Source organism: Staphylococcus sp. HMSC036D05, from assembly GCF_001836225.1.
In the GTDB taxonomy this organism is placed as follows: Bacteria; Bacillota; Bacilli; order Staphylococcales; family Staphylococcaceae; genus Staphylococcus; species Staphylococcus caprae.
Window position 1 is genome coordinate 540,664 of record NZ_KV827781.1, and the last position, 23,104, is coordinate 563,767.

20 protein-coding genes are annotated in these 23,104 nt (G+C 33.7%); 1 reads left to right on the forward strand and 19 read right to left on the reverse strand.

The features are described 5' to 3' along the window. Positions 1 to 63: 63 nt before the first annotated feature. The 5 genes from HMPREF2580_RS07185 to HMPREF2580_RS07205 form a co-directional block, all read right to left on the reverse strand. Positions 64 to 360 (reverse strand): thiamine-binding protein, encoded by a 297-nt coding sequence (locus HMPREF2580_RS07185; protein ID WP_002442618.1) that lies wholly within the window; start codon positions 358 to 360, stop codon positions 64 to 66. Between the two features lie 83 nt (positions 361 to 443). Beyond that, a complete protein-coding gene (locus HMPREF2580_RS07190) occupies positions 444 to 1,064 on the reverse strand; it encodes a poly-gamma-glutamate hydrolase family protein (protein ID WP_070831568.1) in 621 nt (206 codons plus the stop codon). A 157-nt stretch (positions 1,065 to 1,221) separates the two neighbouring features. Further along, positions 1,222 to 2,088 carry a 2-oxoacid:ferredoxin oxidoreductase subunit beta gene (locus tag HMPREF2580_RS07195; protein ID WP_002442615.1) on the reverse strand — a complete coding sequence of 289 codons (867 nt, stop codon included), beginning with the start codon at positions 2,086 to 2,088 and terminating at the stop codon, positions 1,222 to 1,224. Beyond that, a complete protein-coding gene (locus tag HMPREF2580_RS07200; RefSeq protein WP_070831569.1) occupies positions 2,089 to 3,849 on the reverse strand; it encodes a 2-oxoacid:acceptor oxidoreductase subunit alpha in 1,761 nt (586 codons plus the stop codon). It abuts the gene before it with no gap. A 134-nt stretch (positions 3,850 to 3,983) separates the two neighbouring features. Then, positions 3,984 to 4,778, reverse strand: a complete 795-nt coding sequence (locus HMPREF2580_RS07205; protein WP_044466279.1) for a TIGR00282 family metallophosphoesterase — start codon at positions 4,776 to 4,778, stop codon at positions 3,984 to 3,986. A 162-nt stretch (positions 4,779 to 4,940) separates the two neighbouring features. Here HMPREF2580_RS07205 and HMPREF2580_RS07210 point away from each other — a divergent pair, with 162 nt between their 5' ends. Next, positions 4,941 to 5,156 (forward strand): hypothetical protein, encoded by a 216-nt coding sequence (locus HMPREF2580_RS07210; protein ID WP_002442610.1) that lies wholly within the window; start codon positions 4,941 to 4,943, stop codon positions 5,154 to 5,156. 248 nt (positions 5,157 to 5,404) lie between these two features. On the opposite strand, the gene rny is transcribed toward HMPREF2580_RS07210, so the two are convergent. The 14 genes from rny to rpsO form a co-directional block, all read right to left on the reverse strand. After that, entirely contained in the window at positions 5,405 to 6,964 is a 1,560-nt protein-coding gene (gene rny / locus HMPREF2580_RS07215; protein WP_002442608.1) for a ribonuclease Y, read from the reverse strand. Positions 6,965 to 7,205: 241 nt separating this feature from the next. After that, entirely contained in the window at positions 7,206 to 8,258 is a 1,053-nt protein-coding gene (recA, locus tag HMPREF2580_RS07220) for a recombinase RecA (protein WP_070831572.1), read from the reverse strand. A gap of 164 nt (positions 8,259 to 8,422) precedes the next feature. Next, a complete protein-coding gene (locus tag HMPREF2580_RS07225; protein WP_070831575.1) occupies positions 8,423 to 9,574 on the reverse strand; it encodes a CinA family nicotinamide mononucleotide deamidase-related protein in 1,152 nt (383 codons plus the stop codon). 185 nt (positions 9,575 to 9,759) lie between these two features. Next, positions 9,760 to 10,341, reverse strand: a complete 582-nt coding sequence (gene pgsA, locus HMPREF2580_RS07230; protein WP_002442602.1) for a CDP-diacylglycerol--glycerol-3-phosphate 3-phosphatidyltransferase — start codon at positions 10,339 to 10,341, stop codon at positions 9,760 to 9,762. A 31-nt stretch (positions 10,342 to 10,372) separates the two neighbouring features. After that, a complete protein-coding gene (locus HMPREF2580_RS07235; protein WP_002442599.1) occupies positions 10,373 to 10,765 on the reverse strand; it encodes a helix-turn-helix domain-containing protein in 393 nt (130 codons plus the stop codon). Between the two features lie 18 nt (positions 10,766 to 10,783). Next, complete coding sequence (locus HMPREF2580_RS07240) at positions 10,784 to 11,611, reverse strand: YmfK family protein (RefSeq protein WP_002442598.1); 828 nt, start codon at positions 11,609 to 11,611, stop codon at positions 10,784 to 10,786. 184 nt (positions 11,612 to 11,795) lie between these two features. Next, positions 11,796 to 12,500, reverse strand: a complete 705-nt coding sequence (gene ymfI / locus HMPREF2580_RS07245) for an elongation factor P 5-aminopentanone reductase (RefSeq protein ID WP_070831579.1) — start codon at positions 12,498 to 12,500, stop codon at positions 11,796 to 11,798. Continuing rightward, positions 12,500 to 13,786 (reverse strand): EF-P 5-aminopentanol modification-associated protein YfmH, encoded by a 1,287-nt coding sequence (yfmH, locus tag HMPREF2580_RS07250; RefSeq protein ID WP_070831582.1) that lies wholly within the window; start codon positions 13,784 to 13,786, stop codon positions 12,500 to 12,502. Before yfmH ends, ymfI begins: the two co-directional genes overlap by 1 nt. Then, positions 13,786 to 15,051: an EF-P 5-aminopentanol modification-associated protein YfmF gene (gene yfmF / locus HMPREF2580_RS07255; protein ID WP_070832599.1), complete on the reverse strand. Its 1,266-nt coding sequence runs from the start codon at positions 15,049 to 15,051 to the stop codon at positions 13,786 to 13,788. Before yfmF ends, yfmH begins: the two co-directional genes overlap by 1 nt. 46 nt (positions 15,052 to 15,097) lie before the next feature. Further along, positions 15,098 to 15,808 (reverse strand): GntR family transcriptional regulator, encoded by a 711-nt coding sequence (locus tag HMPREF2580_RS07260; RefSeq protein WP_002442591.1) that lies wholly within the window; start codon positions 15,806 to 15,808, stop codon positions 15,098 to 15,100. 2 nt (positions 15,809 to 15,810) lie between these two features. Next, positions 15,811 to 18,222 (reverse strand): DNA translocase FtsK, encoded by a 2,412-nt coding sequence (locus HMPREF2580_RS07265; protein ID WP_070831584.1) that lies wholly within the window; start codon positions 18,220 to 18,222, stop codon positions 15,811 to 15,813. A gap of 263 nt (positions 18,223 to 18,485) precedes the next feature. Beyond that, positions 18,486 to 20,159, reverse strand: a complete 1,674-nt coding sequence (gene rnjB / locus HMPREF2580_RS07270; RefSeq protein WP_037541414.1) for a ribonuclease J2 — start codon at positions 20,157 to 20,159, stop codon at positions 18,486 to 18,488. Between the two features lie 240 nt (positions 20,160 to 20,399). Continuing rightward, positions 20,400 to 22,499, reverse strand: coding sequence for a polyribonucleotide nucleotidyltransferase (gene pnp, locus HMPREF2580_RS07275; RefSeq protein ID WP_070831596.1), 2,100 nt, complete (start codon positions 22,497 to 22,499; stop codon positions 20,400 to 20,402). Between the two features lie 133 nt (positions 22,500 to 22,632). Then, positions 22,633 to 22,902, reverse strand: coding sequence for a 30S ribosomal protein S15 (rpsO, locus tag HMPREF2580_RS07280; RefSeq protein ID WP_002442583.1), 270 nt, complete (start codon positions 22,900 to 22,902; stop codon positions 22,633 to 22,635). Positions 22,903 to 23,104: the final 202 nt, after the last annotated feature.

Consider the following 23,104-nt stretch of genomic DNA (forward strand, 5'->3'; position numbering starts at 1 on the left):
ATTCCATGCTCTAGCCACAAATTTATTATATTTATTCATTTTCAATCTACTAATTGAAAAACTTTATTCTTGATCATATTTACCTGTTAACGTTTCTATCTCAATACCTTCAGGCACGTGATAGAATTTAACTTGACTAATAATACTTGGACATTCTAGTTCAACCATTCTTTCATTAAGTTTTTGAATTAAGATTAAACATTCGCTCATATCACCTTGAACTGTCGTTTCTAATGGTCCAACTCTATAATGCAAACCTGATTCATCAATAATTTTTATTGCTTCATCAACATATGGAATCACATCTTGATTGTTAGGCGTTCGCGGAACAATTTGTACGCTCATCAATGTATCATTCATTATACAAACACTCCTCTTCGTTAAAATATTAATACAATCCTATTTTAACATGATGAAAGCAAGTATCATTTTTTATTAACTTTTCATTGTACTTGCTGAATTGCTTTAGAAGTTGCGTCAGCAAAATCATACATTAAATCTCCCCAATTATCACGATTTTCTCTACTTTTACGCGAACTTTTATGATTAACGAATAATGATTTTCTTAGTTCAGAAGTTAATTCTAATTGTACACCTGCATCATTTTTAGTTTGGTTTGTGATATTTCTATTTTGAGTCCCAGCCATTGTATGCGGCGCCCCTTCGACTTTAATACCTATATCTTGTAAAGTTTCACTTAAAATATCAATAAGTTGATAATCATCGCCACCTATATATACTACGCTCTCTTCACCCTTACATCCATGAACTGTTATTGCTCTTTCACTTTTTTTCACTAAATCTAAAGCTTGTTGGTTGTCATAATGAATGGAAGTGACATGTAATTCATTATTCCCTTTACTACGGATACCTTTGAATGAAAAGTAATTATACCCACCTTTCTCAGCAATAACTTGAGCCAATTCAGTTGTACCAGGTTCAATTCCACCCCCATGAATAGCTAATATCGAAACATCACTGTCTTTATCTTCAATTTCAATCTCCCAATCTTCATTTTCAATTGTCTTTTTTTCCAATTTTTTCATTGATTTAAATTTGTCCATAGTAACCTCCCTACAACAACTTTTACGTTATCCATTCCCCTAATTTTCAGTTTAAAAAGTGATTTACATAATCTAAACGCTTTTAATTGATTTTTTAAAATCTCAAAATTGGTGTAAAAAAACTGAGCGCACAAAAAGCACTCAGTTAACTTATAATTTATACGAATTGCGCAGTTAAATCATTAAATGTCTCTTCAGATATATGAATATCCTTTTTAGCGAGAGCTTCATCTTCTAATTCGTCAATTTGTGATTCATAAGATGGTGTTTCAGTATCTTGGTATACAATACCTTTAACTAATGATTCATGTTCTAAAACAGTTTTCATAGCTAATTGCTTATCTGATGTATCATAGTTCTCAATATCATCAATATTAGTTAAATGTTCTTTGAACCAATCATATGTGTTTACTTTGTTATACGTTACACATGGTGAAAAGACATTTACAAATGAAAATCCATCATGGTTAATAGCATCTTCAATCAATTTCGTTAATGCTTTAATATCACTTGAGAAACCTTGTGCTACAAAAGTTGCTCCAGAGGACAACGCTAATTCAAGTGGTGCAACGTTTTTCTCAATATTTCCTTTAGGTGTAGTTTTAGTTACAAATCCTACTGCTGATGATGGTGATGTTTGTCCTTTAGTTAAACCATAAATTTGGTTATCCATAACGATATAAGTCATATTCATGTTACGTCTTAATGCATGAATCGTATGTCCCATACCGATGGCATATCCGTCGCCATCTCCACCTGAAGCAATTACTGTTAAATCTTTATTAGCCATTTTAACGCCTTGGGCAAGAGGGAGTGCACGTCCATGAATTGCATGAACGCCATATGATTTAATATAACCTGATAACCTACCAGAACAACCTATACCAGTTATAATTGCAACCTCTTCTGGTTCTAGGCCTACATTGGCTGCAGCTTTTTGAATCGCAGCTTGTACTGAGAAATCACCACATCCTGGGCACCAATTTGGCTTAACATTGTTTCTAAAATCTTTAAATGTAGCCAATTAAACCAACTCCTTAATTTCCTTAACTATTTCTAAACCTTTTGCTTCAATTTCATGAGGTAAGAACGGTGTACCGTCATATTTAGTTTGATTAACTAATTTATCTTGTAATTGGGTATTCATTTTTAAAATATTGGATAATTGTCCTTGGTAGTTATGCTCGGCTACAACTACTTTAGAGGCTTTATCAATAGATTGTTGAATCGTATCTTTAGGGAAAGGATGTAATTGTCTAATTTGTAAAGTATTCACTTTAATGCCTTGTTCTTCAAGACGTTCGGAACCTTCCATAATCGCTCCTTTACTAGAAATAAATCCAATATAAAGAATGTCGGCATGTTCATGTCTTTCATTTGATTCAACAGGTTTTTCGATAACTAGATTTTCAGTTTTACGCATACGTTTTTCCATTTGAGCTTGGCGATTAGAAGCCGCTTCACTAGGCTTACCTTCTTCATTGTGTTCAACCCCAGTTATATGGTGGATACCGCCTTTAACTCCTGGAATTGGACGAGGAGAAATACCGCTTCCAGTTAATGCGTATCTTCTGAAGTAACTCTTATCATCTTCCTCACGTTCAATATCAGACTGAAGTAATTCACCACGTTTAATTTCAATCTTATTGTAATCAAGCGCTTTAACAGTTTGTTTACCTAAAGAAAGTTGTAAGTCACTGAGAATAATAACAGGACATTGATATTCTTCAGCTAAATTAAACGCCTCTACAGTAAGATAAAATGCATCTTCAGCATCTGTAGGCGCAACAACTATTTTAGGAATATCACCATGTGTACCATAAATCATTTGCATTAAGTCAGATTGTTCTTGTTTAGTTGGTAGACCAGTTGAAGGACCTCCACGTTGTGTATTAACAATAACGAATGGTGTTTCAGTCATACCAGATAACCCTATCGATTCCATCATTAGTGATAATCCCGGACCAGAACTAGCAGTAAATCCTCTCACGCCAGCATAATTGGAACCAATAGCCATTGTTGCAGCGGCAATTTCATCCTCTGTTTGAATGACAGTACCACCTACTTTAGGTAAATTAGCAATCATATACTCCATAATTTCAGACGCAGGTGTAATTGGATAAGCAGCCATAAATTTAGATCCTGCTGAAATAGCACCTAAACCAATAGCATCATTTCCTACCATGTATAAATGAGGATTTTCATTATTTTCCTCTAGTTCAAAATCACCTTCAATAGCATTTAATTGCGCTTGCATTAAACGATATCCTTCATTTAATGCTTGGATATTCATTTCAACTACTTTTTCTCCTTTTTTAGAGAACATATTAGTAATTAATTCTTCAAAAGTTGAAGTATCTAAGTTCATCAATGCTGAAGTAGCACCTATAGCGACCATATTTTTCATGAGAGCTGTACCAAGTTCTTTTGCAGTACTCGTAAATGGTAAATCAATAAGTTGTGCTTTGCAGTCTTCCGGCTTTTCAGGTTTAGCTTTAGAATCAGCAATGATAATACTATCGTTTCTCATTTCATGATGATTGAGCTCAATCGTTTCTTGGTCAAATGCAACTAAAATATCTAAATCATCACTTATTGCATGAACAGGCGAAGTTGAAACTCTTATTTTATTATTTGTATGGCCACCTTTAATACGGCTTGAAAAGTGTCTATAACCGTATAAAAAGTATCCCTTTCTATTCATTGCGGTGGCAAAGATTTCACCAGTGGATTCGATCCCTTCACCTTGTTGTCCGCCCACTTTCCATGATATTTGTGATTTCATATCACATGCCTCCTGTGGTTATAATTCATAATTAATTTTAACAAAAGAAACCACCGTTTTACTATGTAAACAGTGGTACAAAATTAAATTCATACTAATGGACGATAACCTATAAACGTTGTAATCATAGGCTTTTATCCTTGGAAAGGATGATCGTCATTAATTAATATTCTTTCAATTTGAGTTGTCTTTCCTTCTTTATCTATATCAATAATTACTCCAGACAATACGCTACGGCCTTCATCTGGAACGACATGTCTTTGTGGTAAGCTCGTGATAAATCGATGAATGACTTCGTCTCGATTAATTCCTAATATACCATCATAGTACCCTGTCATACCTACATCAGTAATGTAACCTGTTCCTTTAGGTAAAACACGGTTATCAGAAGTTTGTATATGTGTATGCGTACCCACGACTGCACTAACTCTTCCATCTAAATACCATCCCATAGCATTTTTCTCGGAAGTCGTTTCGGCATGAAAGTCTACGAAGATATAAGGTGTCACTTGTCTTGCTTCTTCGATAAGTTGATCAGCTTTCTTAAATGGATCATCAATATCTTGCATAAATGTACGCCCTTGTAAATTAATAATTGCTAATTTAATTTCATTGATTTGAATAAAACGCATGCCAACTCCTGGTGCTTCTTCCGGAAAATTAGCAGGCCTTACCATGCGATTCGCATTATCAATAAATTCGTAAATCTCTCTTTGACCATATGTATGATTACCCATCGTCATGAAATCTACGCCTTCTCTTAACAATTGCTTATATATTTTCTCAGTGAGTCCTTTTCCATGTGCTGCATTTTCAGCATTTACAATGGATACTGTCGGGTGATAGCTTTGTTTGATTTTAGGTAGATAAGTGGAAATCGCATTTCTGCCGATTTTACCAACGATATCCCCGATAAACAATATTCTCATAAATCGTTCATCCTCTCATAAAAATAGTTTAATAGATACCACTGTATAATTAAAGTATTCAGTACAAATTAATTATTCTGAATATTAAAAGACTTTTCTTTTTCGAATTTATTAATTATGTTAGTATGAAGTTAATAAAATTCTAGGAGTTGTATATAACACATGTCTATTAATATTGATCCTGAAAAATTTGCAGAATTAGTAGTAAGTTCTAATCCAGCTAAATCAGATGAGCCTGAAGATATCGCTAAAGAAAGTTTAACTTTATATATTAACGCTTACCGTTTAGCTGAAAGATACTCTAACATAGCTACTAATTGTTATGACACAGCTGAAATCATTAGAGAAATTAATGATGCAGATTTACAATTAAAATAATTTCAAAATTGATATATCAACTATAAACATTGTAATTTAAAATCAACCTGTCAGTAATGTCTTTTTCGACTTTATTGGCAGGTTTTTTATGTATTTTTTATATTTCAATTTTTTATGGCTCGTACATATACTTAAGTGTTTGTCTGAAATTGAAATTAAAATTAAATGTCGCTCACTTCATTATACTTGAATCTGCGCTTCAAGCATAAGAGCCACTAACCGATGAATCGGTAAGTGGCTCTAATAAATTATTTTGCATATTCTACTGCTCTAGTCTCGCGAACAACTGTCACTTTGATGTGACCAGGATATTGTAATTCTTCTTCGATTTGATTTTTGATATCTCTAGCCAATCTATATGATTTTAAATCATCAATTTCTTCAGGTGAGACAACGACTCTAATTTCTCTACCTGCTTGAATTGCAAATGCTTTCTCAACTCCATCATAACTTTCAGATAATGCTTCTAGTCTTTCTAATCTTCTAATATAGTTTTCAAGTGTTTCTTTACGTGCACCTGGTCGAGCTGCTGATAAAGCATCAGCCGCCGCAACTAATATAGAAATTATAGAAGTCGGTTCTACATCGCCATGATGTGAGTGTATCGCATTAATTACTGTTTCATTTTCACCGTATTTCTTAGCTAATTCAACACCTATTTCTACGTGACTTCCCTCTACTTCGTGGTCAATTGCTTTACCAACATCATGAAGTAAACCAGCACGTTTGGCTAAAGTGATATCTTCATCTAACTCAGCTGCTAACATGCCAGAGAGATGCGCCACTTCAATAGAATGTTTAAGAACATTTTGACCGTAACTAGTACGGTAATTTAATCTACCAAGTATTTTAACTAAATCCGGATGCATATTATGAACATTTATTTCGAATGTAGCTTGTTCACCAGCATCTCTAATGATATCGTCAACTTCTTTTCTAGCTTTTTCGACCATATCTTCAATACGTCCAGGATGGATCCGACCATCTGAAACTAAATTCACTAACGCTGTTCTAGCTATTTCACGTCGTATTGGATCAAAGCCTGATAAAATAACCGCTTCTGGAGTATCATCAATAATTAAATCTATACCAGTAAGCGTTTCTAATGTACGAATATTTCGACCTTCTCTACCAATAATTCGACCTTTCATCTCATCATTAGGTAAATTAACAACTGAAACGGTTGACTCAGTTGTATGATCGGCTGCTAATCTTTGTACTGTAGTGGCAAGTAATTCTTTTGCTGTTTTATCTACTTTTTCTTTCGCTTCTTTTTCTTTTTCTTTAACAAGTATTGCAATATCTTGTGACAGTTCTTCTTCAACTCTGTGAAGTTGTTCGTTCACAGCTTCTTCTTGAGTGAGACCGGAGATGCGTTCTAATTCTTGTTCATGCTTCATTATTAATGTTTGAACACTACTCTCTTTTGCATCTACTTGTTGTTGTCTTTCTTCAAGTTTTGATTCTTTCTGTTCTAAAATCTCATCTTTTTTATCTAATAGATCAGATTTTCGATCCAAGTTCTCTTCTTTTTGAAGAAGTCGGGTTTCTTGTCTTTGAAGTTCACCACGTCTTTCACGCAGTTCACTTTCTGCTTGTTCTCTTAAAATTTGGTTTTCTTCTTTTGCCTCTAGTAATTTTTCTTTCTTAATATTGTCAGCTTCTTTGTTAGCATGATTGACAATATCTTCGGCAGTTTGTCTCGATTGAACTTGTTTTTGGTGTAATAAATTTCGGGCAACGACATACCCTACAACAACGCCTAGAATAATCCCCAGCAAAATGAGTAGGAGGCTTAATAAATTCACATAAACACCTCCTTTATCTAGGGTTTGCTCTGTATATCAAAATCAATATGATTATATGAAATTATATAAGAATCATACACACTAATTGTACGTTTTTCGACAGAGAAGTGTCAAGATATGAAATTGCACTATACCTCATTTGAAAGCTTCATAGTTAATATTAGAATTAACCAATTTTTAATAAAAAAATGGACAGCCATGTAGCCATCCATTTCAACGTTTTCTATGTTATCTGAATAGATTACTCTTCATCAAATAAAGTTTTAGGCGTATCTTCTTCAGATTCAGTTTCTTCAACATCTCCATCAAAGATACCTAATTTTTCACGTAGTTTGCGATCAATTTCTTCTTTAATTTGAGGATTTTCTTTTAAGTAGTTTTTAACATTTTCCTTACCTTGGCCCATTCTTTCCCCATTATATGAGTACCATGCACCAGATTTATCTACAATGTCGTTTTCGACACCTAAGTCAATTAATTCTCCTTCTTTAGAGATACCTTGACCATACATGATATCAACTTCTGCCACTCTGAAAGGTGGTGCAACTTTATTTTTAACAACTTTAATTTTTGTTCTGTTACCTACAATATCTTGACCTTGTTTTAATTGTTCTGCTCTTCTTACTTCTAAACGTACAGAACTATAGAATTTTAATGCACGACCGCCTGGTGTTGTTTCAGGGTTACCGAACATAACACCAACTTTCTCACGAATTTGGTTAATAAAGATTGCAGTTGTATTAGATTTAGAAATTGCACCTGATAATTTTCTTAACGCTTGAGACATTAATCTTGCTTGTAAGCCGACATGCGTATCTCCCATTTCACCTTCAATTTCAGCTTTCGGTGTTAAGGCAGCTACAGAATCGACAACTACAATATCAACGGCACCGCTTCGAACAAAAGCTTCAGCAATTTCTAGACCTTGTTCACCGTGATCAGGTTGAGATAAATAAAGATTATCAATATCTACACCTAATGCTTGAGCATAAACAGGGTCAAGCGCATGTTCAGCATCAATGAAAGCTGCTACGTCTCCATTTTTTTGTACTTCTGCAATTGCATGTAATGCTACAGTTGTTTTACCTGAACTTTCAGGTCCATATATTTCAATAATTCTTCCTTTAGGATAACCACCCACTCCTAGTGCGTTATCCACTGTGACAGAACCACTTGATGTGCTTGAGACTCTGCGACCTTTATTATCGCCTAATTTCATTACTGCACCTTTACCAAATGATTTCTCCATATTTTTTATTACTGTATCTAAAGCTTTTTGACGTTCATTATCCAAAGCGAGACCTCCTAATTCAGAAAGTAATCTGTTTAATATCTTACCCTTACTATACAAGTTATCAAATCAAAACACAAGCATTTTGCGAATATTTGTTCGTGTAATTTGTGATTTTACCAGAACAGAAACGAACAAACGTACTTATATTTTGCACTAAAAATGAATTATTCTTGTTGTTCGAACCATTTTAATAATCTTATCATCGCATAATTTTGACTTCTGTTTCTTAATAAATTTCGACTTTGAGCCATTTTGAAGGTATCTATATTCAAGTTTTCACCATCATATATCGCTAAATATACCTCTCCGTCTTTATTTAATAACACAATACCCAATTCTGTTTGATATAAATCTCTTACATATTGAGCTGCACTTAAAAGCTGAGCATGTATGTTTTCATCATTTTCTACAAAAACAGAACTATGCGGTAAAACGCCTTTAAGTAAATTATCTGTATCTACATTTTTAAGTCTTGTATATAGTGCACCATTGGTTACACCATCGTATATTGCGAATGTACGTTTCACCTTAGACATAACCGATTCTTCAATCGTAATATCATCCGATCCAAAGTAATATTCTCCTATTCGATTAAGAATTTCTTTCTTAATAGGTTGGATGAGTTTCTCACATTCTGTTTGCGTATCTGCGTTAGCTGTTAATCTAATGTATACTTCGTGTGTCCCTGCTAAAGGTGCGATAGTTGGGTTTGACTGATTGTCTATAAGATCCATCAATATCGTTTCAACTTTAGATTCACCAATACCTGCAAATCTTAATAATTCTGAAAAGATAACCCTGTCATCATCTAATAAGTAAGGCAATAGCTCATTTTTAGCCATGGGTTTCATTTCTTTAGGTGGACCAGGTAATAGCACAACTTTTTTATCTTCTTTTTCTACTAACATCCCTGGTGCCATACCTGTTTTATTGGGTAATACTTTAGAACCTTCAATGACTAAAGCTTGTTGTTTATTATTTGGAGTCATCTCCTGACCTTGTTCTCTAAAATAACTTTCAATGTAACTTAAAGATGATTCATCAGTAACTAATTCTCTACCCAATACTTTCGCTACAGTATGTTTTGTTAAATCATCTTTTGTAGGACCTAATCCTCCAGTTAAAACAAGTGTATCAAAACGCTCTAGACCTTGTTTGATAATATATTCTAATCTTTTAGGATTATCACCAATAACTGTATGCTCAACAACACTTTTACCAATACTATTGAAAAGTTTAGAAAGATATTGACCATTTGTATTAGCAATTTGGCCTAAAAGTAATTCAGATCCTACAGCAATTATTGAAATTTTCATTGAACTTTTACCCCTTTATCTATCGATTTCCACAATAAATTCATTATATATTTTTTAGAGTTATAAATCTAAAATAAGCGTTTAAAAAATGCACGTGCAATTCAGATATCTACTTCTAATATATTAAAAAAGGCTGAGATAACTAACGATATCTCAGCCTCAAATCTAAACATATTAAATTATAATTATTTTGATTGTTTAAAGACGTCTCTACCTTTATAAAAATACTCAATACCAGAAAGAATAGTAAAGAATACACCAATATATAATAAAGTAACGCCTAATGGGAAATGAATAAAGTGTACAAGTGGATCACCTAATAATATCCAGATAATTGCAACCATTGTCACAGCAGTTTTAATCTTACCTAATTGACCTGCAGCACTTACAAATCCTTGTTCAATTTGTAACAAACGGAGTCCTGTCACAGCAAATTCACGTGCAATAATAATGATTGCAACTACTGAGTTTGTAAAACCTAATTGAACCATTACTATCAACGCACTTGCAACAAGTAATTTATCTGCAAGAGGGTCTAAAAATTTTCCCATATTCGTTACAAGTTGCCACTTACGTGCTAAATAACCATCCGCAAAATCACTTAATGAAGCAATAATAAAGATGATCGCACTGATTAAAATTTCAATTCTAATATGATAACCGCCAAGGAAGGAAACTTGTCCAAATCCGAAGTCTACTAACGCAAATAGAATAAAAACGGGTATCAATATAACTCTAAATACCGTAATCTGATTCGGTATATTCATTTTAAATCCTCATTTCTAAAACTTTATTTATTTACAAAATTAATACTGCAAGTATCCAAATAATTAAAGATACAATAACAATCATACCTATTAACATGACAAGTTGAATGGTTTCTTTCGACTTGCTGCGATAAGAAGGTACTTGACCATTAGAAAAAGTTGTCATCAATTGATCCATTTGATGCTGATTGCTAGGTATTTCATCTCGATGTGCTTCAATCAGTTGATTAGGTTCAATATTAACAACATTGGCATATTTTCTAATAAATCCCTCTGTGTAATCTTTTTTGGCTAATAGGTCAAAATCATTATTTTCAATATGTATCAAAGTCTGACGCTTAAGCTGAGTTCGTTGCTCTAATTCATTTAACGTCATACCCAATCTTTCACGTCTACCTTTTAACGCTTCACCAACCGTTTTCACACAAAGTCCTCCTCACACTTATTCAAAGAAACCAAATCCCCCACCGAATGGGTCTCCAAATTCTAAACTATTTTTACTTTGAACCGTTTGTTTCTTCATTTCATCATAATGTATTTCTTGGTTCTCATTTTCTCTCAATTCTATAATATAGTCAAAATCATCCATACTGTAGTTACATGCTTCAACGAATAAATCCGGATGCTCTACGACCTTGATGGATGGCAATGTCATCACTTCTCTAACTAGGTCCTGATGTTTAGGGTTAGACTCACGAGCTGTCACAGCTCCATCAATAATATAGACATGGTTTGACTCATATTCACCCTTGATAAGTGAACTCCTTACCGTCTGTTTAATTAAAGTAGAACTTATGAATAACCATCTTTTATGTGCACAAACGCTTCCTGCTACAATAGATTCTGTTTTACCAACTCGAGGCATGCCTCGAATACCTATTAATTTGTGACCTTCCTCTTTGAAAAGTTCAGCCAAAAAGTCTACAAGTAAACCTAGGTCTTCTCTTTCAAATTTAAATGTTTTCTTGTCATCTGCATCTTGCTCTATGTATCTACCATGTCTAACCGCAAGTCGATCTCTAAGTTCAGGAATTCTTAATTTAGTAATATCAATTTCATTGATTTCTTTGACAATCTGTTCAAAACGTTCAACTTTCTCAAGTTTATCGGTTTTGATAAGTAGACCCCTTTTACCTTGATCAACACCATTGATTGTTACAATACTAATTCCTAGCATACCTAGTAAACTTGAAATATCACCGAGTAATCCAGCACGATTGATAGTAATTTCATATTCTAAGTACCACTCTTTTCTTTCTGCAACTGTCATGATTCGACCACCCCTTGTTTACAATCACGCACTTGAAAGCTATTCAAAGTTTGATTTAATCACATTATAACATCGTTTATGAGAATCGCACTTAATAATTGTATTAATTTTCTTATAAAAATAAACAAGAATGATTAATCAAAGACAATAAATAGAAAGCTTCTATCCCGTAAGAGTAGCTAACTTATAAATACCAACCGCCATTAACTTTTTGAACGGTACCTGTAATGCTTCTAGACATTGGATGGCATAAATACGCACAAACGTGAGCAACTTCGTATGGTTCAATCATTCTGTTTTGAGGCAATTCTGCTACAATAGATTCCATTTCTTCTTTAGACCACGCATTGCTCATGTTACCAGAGACAAAGCCAGGTGCAATTGCATTTACTGTCACTGAAGTGAGTGCCAATTCTTGGCTAAGTGCTTTAACGAAACCAATCTGAGCACTCTTCATTGCAGAATAAATTGATTCCATACTAGCACCTGTTTCTCCCCATATTGAAGAAATCACAATGATACGTCCATGATTACTTTTTCTTAAAGTATCAACAAAATATCTAGATAAACGAATAAATTGTCTTACATGAAGGGCATAACTATAGTCTATGTCTTCATCACTCATATCTTGCAACATACCATATAAGGCAGTTCCACTCGTATATATGAGGCAGTCTATATCATTGAGATGCCCGAAATATTCCGATAATGTTATATCTTGAGCTAAATCACATTGGATAAATTCTACATTATTATTTTTATACTTTTCTTTTAATGAAGTTAAATCCGCAGTGTTGTAATGAATAATCACTTCATAACCTTCATCTAATAAGCGGTCTACAATTGCAGTGCCGATACTACCTGAACCGCCAATTACTAGCGCTTTCATTACTCTTTCAGCTCCAAACGACTATCAACAAGATGATCAAAGTCAAGGAATAGCTTAGATGTTTCATTTACACTTTCTAAAGTAATATTTTCAACAATCTCTAACATATCAAAGACACTCACGCCTTCGAAATATAACTTTGCATATTGATTCGCAATATACTCAGGGGAGTTTAAACTAGAAATAAATTCGCCGATAAATTGTTTTTTCAATAAATCAAACGCTTCTTGATCCGCTAAATGTCCTTTGTATTTCTTAAGTTCATTAATTAATAATTCTTTCAACTCGTCGGGGTGTTGTGTCGCACTCGTAATAATAGAAAAACTGTAACTTGGTTCTAATACAAATTGGTAACCAAACGTTTCATCGATAAGATCTTTGTTTAACAAATCTTGATAAAAATCTGTTTCCTCGCCGAAAATCAACTCATAGAAAAATGTCATTTCTAAGTCTCTTTGAACGTATTTTTCTGAGCTTTCATTGAGTGGTTGATTTTTAAATCCTAGCATGAGTCGTGGGGATTGTAATTTCATCTTTTCAGTTACAGTATGTGTATTGACTTCTTCCGGTTCTTTAATTTGTGCACGCTCTATCTGAGGTTGATTAGTCTTGTTGCGTTGCTTTTCATGATTATCGACTAAATCAACGATACTTTGAGGATCAACATCGCCTACGACGAAGAGAACCATATTGGATGGATGGTAAAACGTTTCATAACATAAATATAAATCGTCTTTAGTTATGTCATAAATACTGTCTACACTTCCAGCAATATCAACTCGGATAGGATGTTTAGAGTACATAGCTCTTAGCGTATTGAACATCAATTTATAACCAGGTTGCTCTTGATACATCTTAATTTCTTCAGCGATAATGCCCTTTTCCTTATTTACAGTTTCTTCAGTAAAATACGGTGTTTCAACCATGGTTAATAAACGCTTAATATTACTTTCGATGTGATTTGTAGCACTAAATAAGTAACTTGTACGGTCAAAACTAGTGAAAGCATTCGCCTGGGCATTTTCTTCAGCAAATGCTGTAAATAAATCTTCTTCTTCTTTTTCAAAAAGTTTATGTTCTAAAAAATGAGCTACGCCGTCTGGAACCTTTACAAATTCATTACTACCAAGAGGTTTAAAGTGATTATCTAAAGAACCAAATTGTGTTGTATAAGTTACAAATGTCTTTTGAAATCCTGGCTTAGGTATAATAAACAGTTTTAGTCCATTATCAAGTTCATGTTCAAAAACCTTTTCATCAATAAGTTCATAATTATGTACTTTCATTATTCACTTTGACCTCCCTTCGTTAAAACATAAATGGTATCAAGTACAGCTTCGTTAGCTAACTCAATTACATCTTCTTTTGTAACCTGATTAATTGCTTTAATAAAGTCTTCATCAGATTGATATTCGTCTAATAATAGTTGATTATGTAGCAATTCAATCATGCTTTTAGGTCTATCAGTAGATTCATGTCTGTGTGAAATAATAATTTTTTTAGCTAATTCTAATTTAGTTTCATCAAATTCACCATTTTTTAATTTCTCGAATTCTTCTAAAATAGTATCTTTCGCGCGTTCATATTTATTAGCAGATACGCCACTTAAGACAAATAAGAATCCATTTTTACCATCAATTTGAGAATGGATTGAATAAGCTAAACTTTGCTTTTCACGAACTTCATTGAACAATACTGAAGAGGGATCTCCACCAAACATCATATTAAACACGACAAACGCATAATAATTTTGTTTACCATAGTAGGTTGGGAATCGATAACCAAGGTTAAGTTTTGCTTGATCCACTTCATCTTCTTCAATAATAACCTTTGGCGAACCAATATGATTTATTTGTGTTAATGGTGAATCCTTTTCTAACTCAAACGGTTTGATTTCAAAGTTATTTTGGATTAAATTTCTCGTTTCTTGTTCGTTAACATTTCCTACTACGTAAATTGCACATTCATCATTATGTATCATGGATTTATATGTATCATACAAGTTTTGAGCAGTCACTTGTGGAATTTGTTCCAATTGACCCGTAGCAATATATTTATATGGCTCATCTTCAAACATATAATTCATTAATTTTAAAAATGAATATTGCGCCTTATTATCTGTCATTGCTTCAATTTTCTTAGTAAGGAGAGATTTTTCTTGGGCCACATATTTTTCATTGAATTGTTCATCTTCAATTAAAGGGTTCCATATTAACTCTTTCAGCATTTCTAATCCCTTTTCAAATAGAGGCGTAGAATCCTTTAAGTAGCGCTCATTTACAATTTCTAGAGAAATAGTAATGACATGTTTATCTTTAAATTTAGTTACAAAACTATTGATATAAGCCCCATATAGGTTTGACAAATGTCTATTTAACGCTTTGTCGTTAGGCCATTTTTGAGTGGCACGTACTAATACTTTACTTAGAATAGAACGAGACGTAATCGTTTCATAATCTAATGGTGCCATGAATTTAAATGTCACCATCGTTGTTTTAAATTTTTCAGTTGGTAAAACATTGATATGTATATTTGAATGGTCATGGTTCATTGTCTCCAAATGCCATACCTCCCTTTTCTGTAAAAACATTTACTATTTAATTTTTATTAACTTTAAACTTAACTAAACTACTTTTAAGATAGTTTAAAGAGTATAAGATGGGTTGTCCATTTTCATCATAATGCACAACTTTCAATAACATTAAACCTTCGTGTGGCGACGCGTTGAGCACTTCAGAAATGTGTGGTTCGTAACTAATAGCTTCTAAGTCCATTTCAGCATGAGTCACTTCGTGTCCTGTGGCATCTTTAATAGCTCTTAACATTGATCCGTTACTTTTCTGATAATCTAAACAAGTTAAGTATTGTTTCGCAATTTTATCTAAACAATAAACGACAGGTTTATGGTCAGCAGTTCTCAATCTCTCAATGATAGTGACTGGTTGCTTGGTTTCTATTCCTAAATGTTCTGCATCTAAGATTGTTGCTGGTTGTTCATCAAAATTTAGATACTCTATACCTGCTTTATACCCAGCTTCTTCAATCATAGTACTAATACTTATTAATTTGTCTAATGGATAAAAGAAGGGAGGTTGTGCTTTAACGCTTGTCCCCTCTTCAAAATTATCCGTGACTATTTGTTCTGTGATTAATTCACCAATGCCGTCATAAACATCATCAGTTTTAACATTTAATGCACGTGCAATTGATAAATTACTAGGTAACTTACCACCGTTTTCTAGCTCACCATTTTTAATCATATTTAAAATATATTGTTTTACTCTATATATAGCATTCATTTCCGACATTTTTACACCTCATCATTATCTAAATCAACTAGAATTTGTCTAGGCTTGCTCCCTTTTTGTGGGCCTATGACCTGATTACGTTCTAAATCGTCCATTAATCTTGAAGCACGATTATACCCAATTCTAAATTGTCTTTGTAATAAAGATGTACTAGCCTTCTGTTGTTCTATAACAAATAAATAGGCTTCATCGTATAAAGAATCTTCACTTTTCATCTCTGATTTATCGACTGGTGCATCTGGTTCCATTTCTTTCACATAATTCGCTTGTTGTTGTTCTACCACATAATTGACTACGTCTTGAACTTCTTTGTCACTTAAGAAAGCACCTTGAATACGTGTTTGCGTAGACTCTCCGTTACCTATATATAACATGTCACCTTTACCTAGTAATTTTTCAGCACCGCCTGAACCAATAATTGTTCTAGAGTCTGTTTGTGAACTTACCGCAAAGGCAATTCTTGATGGGATATTATTCTTGATAATACCTGTAATTACATCAACTGAAGGTCTTTGAGTGGCAACAATTAAATGAATTCCAGCAGCTCGAGCCATTTGAGTAATACGTTGAATCGCATTTTCAACTTCTTTTCCTGCAACCATCATTAAATCTGCTAACTCATCTACAATAACAACGATATATGGTAATTCGGATTGTTTCTCTTCAAGTTCTTCATTTTGTTTACGAATATATTGGTTATAACCTTCAATATTACGTGTAGAAGAATGTTGGAAAAGATCGTAACGACGTTCCATTTCAGCAACTACTTTTTCTAGAGCTTGAGATGCTTTATGTGGGTTCGTAACAACTGGTATAAGTAAATGTGGTATACCATTATATACGTTTAATTCTACCATTTTAGGGTCAATTAACATAAGTTTTACTTCATGAGGCTTTGCGTTAAGTAAAATACTTGTGATGATACCGTTAATACAAACTGATTTACCACTACCTGTTGAACCTGCAACAAGTAAGTGTGGCATTTCATTTAATTGGATAGATACAGGCTCACCAGAAATATCTCGGCCTAAGCCGACTTCTAACTTATGTTGTGAAGGGAATTTCTCTTCTAACACTTCTTTTAAAGATACTAATGAAATCTTATCATTTGGTACTTCGATCCCCACTGCAGAACGACCGGGTATAGGTGCTTCAATACGTACATCTTTAGCAGCTAATGCTAAAGCAATGTCGTTGTGTAAGTTAACGATTTTACTTACTTTAACACCTTGGGCTGGTTGGATTTCATATTGAGTTACTGCAGGACCGATTTTAATTTGTGTGACTTTCGCATTGACACCAAAGTTTTTCATCGTTGACTCTAATACTTGACCTTTGCGCTGAACTTCAGCTTTAGAAGTTGATTGTTGTTTCGCAGGTTGATTCAGTAAAGTTAAAGGTGGCACAGTATATTCGACATTAGCCACTTCTCCTGCTTCTGAAATAGAACTTTCCCCGTCGTTGTTATTATTGATTTCCTCTTCTAAATTCGTCGAAACATCTTTTTTATGATTATTTTCTTGTGAATTTGATGTTGTTTCGCTGCTTTTAGCTTCATTGTCAAAGATTCGTTTTTTACGCTTATTCGGTTGACTATTGACTTGATCCTCTTGTTCGTTATGTCCATATATAGGTATATCATTCGTTTGTCCTACTTCTGGTAAATCACTTACATCTTTAACTTGTTCGTGTTGTAATCTCTCTTGATTTTTAGCACGTTTCTTTTCTTCAGCACGTTCAGCTTTTAATTGTGCGCGTTCTTCTTTTTTAGCTTTATTTTGTTCCCTTTTTTCTTTAAAAGACTCTGAAGCATTTTCACTTGAAGACTTCACGTTTTCAAATAAATTTTTAGTCACATCTCTATGTCTTAAGTTCATTAAAAGAATAATACTTGAAGCCACTAATAAAATCGTAATAATAATAACTCCTACAATAGAGATGAGCGGAATAAACAACTTAAGTAAGTAAAAACCAATGAGTCCCCCACCAAAATTGGGAAAATGCGTATGTTCATATGATCGATATACATATGATAGTACTGGTTCTCTTTCAGATGAGATACCTTTTGTAAAATGATAATAAAGTTGAGCTATAAATAATAAAGCTAATTGTAAGATAATTGCCCCAACACTACGACGCGTTTTAGGAATCTTTTTAGAGTATGTAATAAAAACTGTTGCTAGGATTACTAAAATATATGTTAAAAATCTACTCATTCCAAATAAATAATTAAAGAAACTATCAATCATTCGACCAACTATGCCTAATTGAAAAGCTCCTAAAACGACAAGAATGACAATGGCAATAGCAATTAAATAGCGTAACGGACTTTCATTTTGTTTTCTTCTCTTAGAGTTTTTACGCGTAGCATTACTTTTCTTTCTAGTCGTTGTTTTTTTCTTTGCTTGTGGCAAGATTTTACACCTTCTTTTTTAATCTTTCACAGTTCTCCATTAGGTCTTATGACACCTATTTCTTATGTATATATTTAATAAGATGAAAGAGGCAGGAACAATTTAAATGTTTAAAGTTAATTTTAATCGTCCATATCTTTTGTTTCGATATAAAGTGAACAAAATTAAAATAACCTAAATGTAGAACATCATCATCTTTATGTTACAAAGTGATTGTGTTTTACTAAATTGTCCCAACCTCTTTAAAATATTTTTTATTTGGATTATATCTCAGAAATAACTGGAATAATCATTGGACGTCGTTTCGTACTTTCGAATAATAGTTTACTAATTTGATCTCGCATATTTTGCTTTATTTCAGACCATTCAATACGTTTTTCTTGTAAACCTGCTTCTACAATTGTACGCACTTTTTCTTCCGCTTCATTTAATAATTCTTCGCTTTCTCTAACATAAACAAAGCCTCTTGATTGTATTTCAGGACCTGCTGCAATTCGTCTGTTTTTAGGATCTAACGTTACCACAGCAATGAATATTCCATCTTCTGCTAATAAATGACGGTCTCTTAATACGATGTTACCTACGTCGCCAACACCAATACCATCAATAAGTACATTTCCTGAATTTACTTTTTCATTTAGAATCATATCTTTACCGTCATAATTAATAACGTCGCCTTTTTCTACTAAAAAGATTTTTTCAGGAGCAACACCTGACTCAGCAGCTAATTTAGCGTGTGCAATTTGCATTTTAAATTCACCTTGCACAGGGATAAAATATTCCGGTTTCATGATATTTAACATCATTTTTAATTCTTCCATACAACCGTGACTTGAAGCATGAATCTTCTTATTGTTAGGAATGATGTGGGCACCGGCACGTACCAATTCATTTAAAGTATCCGCAATGATAACTTCCATATTCGCTGAAGCTGTAATTGCTAAGAAGACAGAATCGCCATCTTCGATATTCATAATTTTATGTTTCTTTTGAGCCATTTGACTTAAAGCTTCGACAGGTTCTCCCTGCATGCCTGTGGCAATGATAATGACTTCATTCTTAGGATAATTATCAACTTCATTAATAGGTATTAATAAATCTTTAGGTATATCGAAATATCCCATCTTGCGGGCAATATTAAATGAACTTTCAAGTGAACGACCTAAGAATGATACTTTACGATTCAATTGACTCGCAATATTTAATACTTGTTGGATACGTATAAAATTAGACGCATAGCAAGAGACGATAAGTCTTCCTTTTACTTTAGCAAATGCATCGTACATATGGTGTTCGATGACATTTTCAGGTGTATTGTAGCCAGGCTTTTCAGCTTCAGTAGAATCACTGATTAATGCAAATACTCCTTCATCACCAATTTCAGCCATTCGTTTCATATCAGGTGCATACTGACCATGTAAACTTTGATCAAATTTAAATTCACCTGTATATACGATAGAACCATATGATGTGTGAATACAAATACCTAAACTATCAGGAATGCTATGTGTAGTATTAAAGAAACTCACATTTACATTTTTAAATCTCATTACTGAATCATGATTAACTGTATAGTAACGCACTTTCTTTTTAATATTACGGGCCTTCATGTTTTCTTTAATAAGTGCGATTGTCAACTTAGAACCATACACTGGCGCATCAATTTGTTCTAACACATAACTCACTGCACCAATCGCGTGTTCATGACCATGAGAAAGGAAAATGCCTTTTAACTTATCTTTATTTTCAATGACATATTGAATGTCAGGAATAACAATATCTACACCAAGCATTTCATCTTCGGGGAACATTAATCCCGCATCTAACATAAACATTTCATCGTCTACTTCAACGATGTACATATTTTTAGCGATTTCGCCTACACCACCGAGTGGTATGATGCGAATATCTTTATTTTTTTTCTTTATTAAACTCAAAATGTTACCTCCTATAAATAGTGACCCGTCCATATATAAACTCATCATTTATTATAAGTTAAAATAGGCGTGATGTACACTATTAAAGCACGGTTGACCATCTTGAAGATTTAAATTTTATTTTTCTTATACGCTTAATCAACCTTTGTAAATTGGCACGATTCATTTTTAATAGCCCAAAATATGTAAAATAAAAAGATTGAGTACTCCATTAAGAATACTCAATCTTAACCATTCACTTTATTCTTGTGTTAAAGCTTTATGAGAAGCATTTACTCTGCCTTGCTTGTCTATTTCAGTAATTTTTACTTCAATCGTATCACCAATATTTAATACATCTTCAACTTTATTGATTCTATCTTTAGAAATTTGAGATATGTGAAGTAACGCATCTTTACCTGGGAATAACTCTACGAAAGCACCATATTTTTCGATACGTTTAACTTTAGCATGATATACTTGGCCAACTTCAGCTTCACGTGTAATTTCTTCGATAATTTCTTTCGCACGATCAATCATTTCTTGGTCTACAGCACCGATAAAGATTGTTCCATCTTGCTCGATATCAAGTTTAACGCCAGTTTCATCAATGATTTCATTGATTTTTTTGCCGCCAGGTCCAATGACATCTCTGATTTTGTCAGGTTTGATATGCATTGTAACAACTTTTGGAGCATAAGCACTTAATTCTTTACGTGGTGCATCGATTGTTTGAAGCATGTGATCCATAATAGCTAAGCGTCCTTGACGAGCTTGTTCAAGTGCTTCTTCAATTACTTCTCGTGTTAAACCATCAATTTTGATATCCATTTGAATAGCAGTAATACCTTCTTTAGTACCCGCTACTTTAAAGTCCATGTCACCAAGTGCATCTTCCATACCTTGAATGTCAGTTAAAATTGTATAGCTATCATCACGTGTAACGAGACCCATGGCTATACCTGCTACAGGTGCTTTAATTGGTACACCAGCATCCATTAACGCAAGTGTAGAACCACAAATTGATGCTTGTGAAGAAGAACCGTTTGATTCTAACACTTCACTTACAATACGGATTGTATAAGGAAAATCAGCTGTATCAGGGATGATATAGCGTAAAGCTCTTTCACCTAATGCACCGTGACCAATTTCACGACGTCCAGGCGCACGTACAGGGCCAGTTTCACCAACAGAGAAGTTAGGGAAATTATAATGATGCATGAAGCGTTTTTCTACTTCTGGTCCTAGACCATCGATGAGTTGATAATCTCCTAATGCACCTAATGTTAAAACAGATAGTGCTTGTGTTTGTCCACGTGTAAATAATCCTGAACCATGAGCTCTCGGTAAGAGTCCAACTTCTGAGTCAAGTGGACGTATTTCATCTACTTTACGACCATCCGGACGAATTTTTTCATCAGCAATTAAGCGTCTTACTTCTTCTTTTACGAGATCATTCAAGATTGAGTACACTTCATTGATAAGAGATTCATTGTCTGGATCTTCTTCATCTATAAAATGTTCTACAACTTCTTCTTTAAGTGCATCTAAATTTTCATCACGTTGTTGTTTATCAAATGTTAATACTGTATCTTTTAAACCTTTTTCTTCAGTTAATGCTTTTACTTTTTCAACTAGCCCTTCGTCACGTTCAACAGGAATAAATTCTTGTTTTACTGGTTGAATATGATCAATAATTTCTTGTTGGAATGCAACTAAACGTTTAATTTCTTCATGTCCGAAGAAGATTGCCTCAAGCATTTCGCTTTCAGTGATTTCACTAGCCCCTGCTTCTACCATGTTTACAGCATCTTTATGACCAGCCACTTCTAAGTCTAATCTAGAAACTTCCTTTTCAGAAACTGAAGGGTTGATGACATAATTACCGTCAACATAACCTACATTGACACCTGCAATTGGTCCTTGGAAAGGAATGTCTGACACACTTAAAGCCATTGAAGAACCAATCATTGCAGCCATTTCAGGTGAACAATCTGGGTCAGCACTTAGAACAATGTTCATAATTTGAACATCATGTCTGTAACCTTTTGGGAATAATGGACGAATAGGTCTGTCGATTAATCGTGCAGTTAGTGTCGCTTCATCTCCAGGACGTCCTTCTCTTTTTTTGAATCCACCAGGAATTTTACCTGCCGCATACATTTTTTCTTCATAATTGACTGTTAATGGGAAAAAGTCACCATCTCTAGGTTCCTTTGAAGCAGTAGCAGTTGATAACACAACTGTATCTCCATAACGTACTAAAACAGCACCATTAGCTTGCTTTGCTAATTGACCTGTCTCAATAGTTAAAGAACGACCAGCCCATTCAGTTTTGAAAACTTTCTTCTCTTGAGACATTATGAATCTCCTCTCTTAATTCTATTATTTACATCATATCATTTATTTACTCAATTTTATATTTTTTATTATGTGTGATAATAAAAAAAGGAAAGTACCATCCAACTGGTGCTTTCCTAATTCTATATTAAGATTAACGACGGATACCTAATGATTTAATTAATTCACGGTAACGTTGAATATCTTTACTACGTAAGTAGTTTAATAAGTGTCTACGACGACCTACCATTTTTAATAATCCACGACGAGAATGGTGGTCTTTTTTGTGTTCACGTAAGTGTTCGTTTAACGCAGCGATTTCTGCAGTTAAAACAGCGATTTGTACTTCTGGTGAACCAGTATCTGTTTCGTGTACACGGTATTCTTTAATTAATTCATCTTTACGTTCTTGTGAAATTGCCATAATCAATTTCCTCCTTAAAAATTTTTTACTCCTTAATCTGAGTTAGGCGTCGGAGACTCGACCTACTAAGAAAAAGGTATCTTAGAAGTGAGTTCGGGACAAAAGTGTTTAAGGTTTAAGCAGAACCGAATGATGAGCAAAATTTGAGAAACAATTTTGCCGGGTTGTGAAAGTTACTGCCGAAAATCCTGCTTTTGGGACG